The organism is Xanthomonas sp. WCS2018Noco2-27, from assembly GCF_031843525.1.
Taxonomy (GTDB): Bacteria; Pseudomonadota; Gammaproteobacteria; order Xanthomonadales; family Xanthomonadaceae; genus Xanthomonas.
Genome location: NZ_JAVTIK010000027.1, coordinates 1 through 5677 on the forward strand (window position 1 = coordinate 1; position 5677 = coordinate 5677).

Here is a 5677-nt window from a genome sequence, read left to right on the forward strand (position 1 = left end):
AAAAGCCGGCTATGATGGGCGGCTCGCTACACGGAAAGACGCTACGGCGGATTGAAGTGCAGCGGCGGCAACTTCCTCTTCACGAGGGGTTGACGGAGATGAAAAGCCTGCTAATATGGCCGGCTCGCTTCGCAGAAAACCTTCGGGTTGAAACGAAGTAGCGTCAACCACCTCGGAAACAAGGTGTTGACGGCAAGAAAAAGTCCGCTATAATGGGCGGCTCGCTTCGACGGAAACGACGAAGCCGACGGGAACGGCGCTGAGGCCACTTCCCAATGTTCTTTGACAGTGTGCGCAGGTAATTTGTGCGGACGCCTGCAGGAAGGATGATTGTCCATCTTGCAGACGTTTAATCAAAAAGCAACATATTAATTGCTTTGCAAGCGATAAGTTGTCAGTGGTTGAACTTCTGCAGCTAAAGTAATTTGTCTTCGGACATGTAATTTTAAGTGAAGAGTTTGATCCTGGCTCAGAGTGAACGCTGGCGGCAGGCCTAACACATGCAAGTCGAACGGCAGCACAGTAAGAGCTTGCTCTTATGGGTGGCGAGTGGCGGACGGGTGAGGAATACATCGGAATCTACTCTTTCGTGGGGGATAACGTAGGGAAACTTACGCTAATACCGCATACGACCTACGGGTGAAAGCGGAGGACCTTCGGGCTTCGCGCGATTGAATGAGCCGATGTCGGATTAGCTAGTTGGCGGGGTAAAGGCCCACCAAGGCGACGATCCGTAGCTGGTCTGAGAGGATGATCAGCCACACTGGAACTGAGACACGGTCCAGACTCCTACGGGAGGCAGCAGTGGGGAATATTGGACAATGGGCGCAAGCCTGATCCAGCCATGCCGCGTGGGTGAAGAAGGCCTTCGGGTTGTAAAGCCCTTTTGTTGGGAAAGAAAAGCAGTCGGTTAATACCCGATTGTTCTGACGGTACCCAAAGAATAAGCACCGGCTAACTTCGTGCCAGCAGCCGCGGTAATACGAAGGGTGCAAGCGTTACTCGGAATTACTGGGCGTAAAGCGTGCGTAGGTGGTGGTTTAAGTCTGTTGTGAAAGCCCTGGGCTCAACCTGGGAATTGCAGTGGATACTGGGTCACTAGAGTGTGGTAGAGGGTAGCGGAATTCCCGGTGTAGCAGTGAAATGCGTAGAGATCGGGAGGAACATCCGTGGCGAAGGCGGCTACCTGGACCAACACTGACACTGAGGCACGAAAGCGTGGGGAGCAAACAGGATTAGATACCCTGGTAGTCCACGCCCTAAACGATGCGAACTGGATGTTGGGTGCAATTTGGCACGCAGTATCGAAGCTAACGCGTTAAGTTCGCCGCCTGGGGAGTACGGTCGCAAGACTGAAACTCAAAGGAATTGACGGGGGCCCGCACAAGCGGTGGAGTATGTGGTTTAATTCGATGCAACGCGAAGAACCTTACCTGGTCTTGACATCCACGGAACTTTCCAGAGATGGATTGGTGCCTTCGGGAACCGTGAGACAGGTGCTGCATGGCTGTCGTCAGCTCGTGTCGTGAGATGTTGGGTTAAGTCCCGCAACGAGCGCAACCCTTGTCCTTAGTTGCCAGCACGTAATGGTGGGAACTCTAAGGAGACCGCCGGTGACAAACCGGAGGAAGGTGGGGATGACGTCAAGTCATCATGGCCCTTACGACCAGGGCTACACACGTACTACAATGGTAGGGACAGAGGGCTGCAAACCCGCGAGGGCAAGCCAATCCCAGAAACCCTATCTCAGTCCGGATTGGAGTCTGCAACTCGACTCCATGAAGTCGGAATCGCTAGTAATCGCAGATCAGCATTGCTGCGGTGAATACGTTCCCGGGCCTTGTACACACCGCCCGTCACACCATGGGAGTTTGTTGCACCAGAAGCAGGTAGCTTAACCTTCGGGAGGGCGCTTGCCACGGTGTGGCCGATGACTGGGGTGAAGTCGTAACAAGGTAGCCGTATCGGAAGGTGCGGCTGGATCACCTCCTTTTGAGCATGACGTCATTCGTCCTGTCGGGCGTCCTCACAAATTACCTGCATTCAGAGATTCATACCGGCACAGGTCGGTATGCGAAGTCCCTTTTGGGGCCTTAGCTCAGCTGGGAGAGCACCTGCTTTGCAAGCAGGGGGTCGTCGGTTCGATCCCGACAGGCTCCACCATATTGAGTGAAAAGACTTCGGGTCTGTAGCTCAGGTGGTTAGAGCGCACCCCTGATAAGGGTGAGGTCGGTAGTTCGAGTCTACCCAGACCCACCACTCTGAATGTAGTGCACACTTAAGAATTTATATGGATCAGCGTTGAGGCTGATACATGTTCTTTTATAACTTGTGACGTAGCGAGCGTTTGAGATATCTATCTAAACGTGTCGTTGAGGCTAAGGCGGGGACTTCGAGTCCCTAAATAATTGAGTCGTATGTTCGCGTTGGTGGCTTTGTACCCCACACAACACGTACATATAGCTCCGAGGCAACTTGGGGTTATATGGTCAAGCGAATAAGCGCACACGGTGGATGCCTAGGCGGTCAGAGGCGATGAAGGACGTGGTAGCCTGCGAAAAGTGTCGGGGAGCTGGCAACAAGCTTTGATCCGGCAATATCCGAATGGGGAAACCCACTGCTTCGGCAGTATCCTGCAGTGAATTCATAGCTGCTGGAAGCGAACCCGGTGAACTGAAATATCTAAGTAACCGGAGGAAAAGAAATCAACCGAGATTCCCTAAGTAGTGACGAGCGAACGGGGAACAGCCCTTAAGCTGGAATGGCTTTAGAAAAACAATCTGGAAAGATTGGCCATAGAAGGTGATAGCCCTGTATTTAAAAGGGCCACTCCAGTGAAGACGAGTAGGGCGGGGCACGTGAAACCCTGTCTGAATATGGGGGGACCATCCTCCAAGGCTAAATACTCCTGACCGACCGATAGTGAACCAGTACCGTGAGGGAAAGGCGAAAAGAACCCCGGAGAGGGGAGTGAAATAGATCCTGAAACCGTGTGCGTACAAGCAGTAGGAGCTCGCAAGAGTGACTGCGTACCTTTTGTATAATGGGTCAGCGACTTACTGTTCGTGGCAAGCTTAACCGTATAGGGGAGGCGAAGGGAAACCGAGTCTGATAAGGGCGCATAGTCGCGGGCAGTAGACCCGAAACCGGGTGATCTAGTCATGGCCAGGGTGAAGGTGCCGTAACAGGTACTGGAGGCCCGAACCCACGTCTGTTGCAAAAGACGGGGATGAGCTGTGATTAGGAGTGAAAAGCTAATCGAACCCGGAGATAGCTGGTTCTCCTCGAAAGCTATTTAGGTAGCGCCTCGGACGAATACTACTGGGGGTAGAGCACTGTTATGGCTAGGGGGTCATCGCGACTTACCAAACCATTGCAAACTCCGAATACCAGTACGTACTATCCGGGAGACACACGGCGGGTGCTAACGTCCGTCGTGAAAAGGGAAACAACCCAGACCCACAGCTAAGGTCCCAAATTCACTGCTAAGTGGAAAACGATGTGGAAAGGCACAGACAGCCAGGAGGTTGGCTTAGAAGCAGCCACCCTTTAAAGAAAGCGTAATAGCTCACTGGTCGAGTCGGTCTGCGCGGAAGATTTAACGGGGCTAAGCAGTGAACCGAAGCTTGGGGTGCATAAAACTTGTTTTATGCGCGGTAGAGGAGCGTTCCGTAAGCCTGCGAAGGTGGATTGAGAAGTCTGCTGGAGGTATCGGAAGTGCGAATGCTGACATGAGTAACGATAATGCGGGTGAAAAGCCCGCACGCCGAAAGCCCAAGGTTTCCTTGCGCAACGTTAATCGACGCAGGGTTAGTCGGTCCCTAAGGCGAGGGCGAAAGCCGTAGTCGATGGGAAGCAGGTTAATATTCCTGCACCTCGCGTGAGTGCGATGGAGGGACGGAGAAGGTTAGGTGTACCGGGCGTTGGTTGTCCCGGGGAAAGGCGGTAGGTTTGAATCTTTGGCAAATCCGGGATTCTTTAAGACCGAGCACCGAGACGAGCCTTTATGGCGAAGTCACTGATACCACGCTTCCAGGAAAAGCTCCTAAGCTTCAGCTCACGAAGACCGTACCGTAAACCGACACAGGTGGGTAGGATGAGAATTCTCAGGCGCTTGAGAGAACTCGGGTGAAGGAACTAGGCAACATGGCACCGTAACTTCGGGAGAAGGTGCACCCTTTTTGGTGGCTCATGCGAGCTATAGCTGAAGAGGGTCGCAGAAACCAGGCCGCTGCGACTGTTTATCAAAAACACAGCACTCTGCAAACACGAAAGTGGACGTATAGGGTGTGACGCCTGCCCGGTGCTGGAAGGTTAATTGATGGGGTCAGCCGCAAGGCGAAGCTCTTGATCGAAGCCCCAGTAAACGGCGGCCGTAACTATAACGGTCCTAAGGTAGCGAAATTCCTTGTCGGGTAAGTTCCGACCTGCACGAATGGCGTAACGACAGCGGCGCTGTCTCCACCCGAGACTCAGTGAAATTGAAATCGCTGTGAAGATGCAGCGTTCCCGTGGCAAGACGGAAAGACCCCGTGAACCTTTACTATAGCTTTACACTGAACGTTGAGTTCGTCTGTGTAGGATAGGTGGGAGGCTATGAAACTGTGGCGCTAGCTGCAGTGGAGCCATCCTTGAAATACCACCCTGTCGTGCTTGACGTTCTAACCTAGATCCGTTATCCGGATCAGGGACCGTGTATGGTGGGTAGTTTGACTGGGGCGGTCTCCTCCTAAAGAGTAACGGAGGAGCACGAAGGTACGCTCAGCGCGGTCGGACATCGCGCACTGTGTGCAAAGGCATAAGCGTGCTTGACTGCAAGATCGACGGATCAAGCAGGTACGAAAGTAGGTCTTAGTGATCCGGTGGTTCTGTATGGAAGGGCCATCGCTCAACGGATAAAAGGTACTCCGGGGATAACAGGCTGATACCGCCCAAGAGTTCATATCGACGGCGGTGTTTGGCACCTCGATGTCGGCTCATCACATCCTGGGGCTGTAGTCGGTCCCAAGGGTATGGCTGTTCGCCATTTAAAGTGGTACGCGAGCTGGGTTCAGAACGTCGTGAGACAGTTCGGTCCCTATCTGCCATGGGCGTTGGAAGTTTGAGAGGGGCTGCTCCTAGTACGAGAGGACCGGAGTGGACGAACCTCTGGTGTTCCGGTTGTCACGCCAGTGGCATTGCCGGGTAGCTATGTTCGGAAGCGATAACCGCTGAAAGCATCTAAGCGGGAAGCGCGCCTCAAGATGAGACTTCCCGGGGCACAAGCCCCCTAAAGGAACCATATAGACTATGTGGTTGATAGGTCAGGTGTGTAAGTACAGCAATGTATTGAGCTAACTGATACTAATGATCCGTGCGGCTTGACCATATAACCTCAAGTTGCCTTGGTCCCAACGAACGTTGGTAGATCCGCAAACGCAAGCTACGTCACAAGTTAACTATGCGAGACGAGCGCCGTAGGCGCTTCAACGCAAACGCTTGCACTAACCTGCATCCGTTTGCCATGAAGCTCCGACTGGCGACACTCCAACCGTCTCCCTGGTGAAATTAGCGCTGTGGAACCACCCGATCCCATCCCGAACTCGGAAGTGAAACGCAGCTGCGCCGATGGTAGTGTGGCTCAAGCCATGCGAGAGTAGGTCATCGCCAGGGGCTTTACCCGAAACCCTCAGTCCAA

The 5677-nt window shown here is 53.4% G+C and carries 2 tRNA genes and 3 rRNA genes; all 5 read left to right on the plus strand.

Going from position 1 to position 5677, the window contains the following annotated elements:
* Nucleotides 1-446: 446 nt before the first annotated feature.
* The 5 genes from RQH86_RS22860 (at nt 447) to rrf (ending at nt 5652) form a co-directional block, all read left to right on the plus strand.
* Nucleotides 447-1993 (plus strand): 16S ribosomal RNA (locus RQH86_RS22860).
* Nucleotides 1994-2087: 94 nt separating this feature from the next.
* Nucleotides 2088-2163 (plus strand) — tRNA-Ala (locus RQH86_RS22865).
* 19 nt (nt 2164-2182) lie between these two features.
* Nucleotides 2183-2259 (plus strand) — tRNA-Ile (locus tag RQH86_RS22870).
* A gap of 228 nt (nt 2260-2487) precedes the next feature.
* A 23S ribosomal RNA gene (locus RQH86_RS22875) occupies nt 2488-5368 on the plus strand.
* 169 nt (nt 5369-5537) lie between these two features.
* Nucleotides 5538-5652, plus strand: a 5S ribosomal RNA gene (gene rrf / locus RQH86_RS22880).
* The 16S, 23S and 5S rRNA genes sit together here with 2 tRNA genes alongside, the layout of an rRNA operon.
* Nucleotides 5653-5677 lie beyond the last annotated feature (25 nt).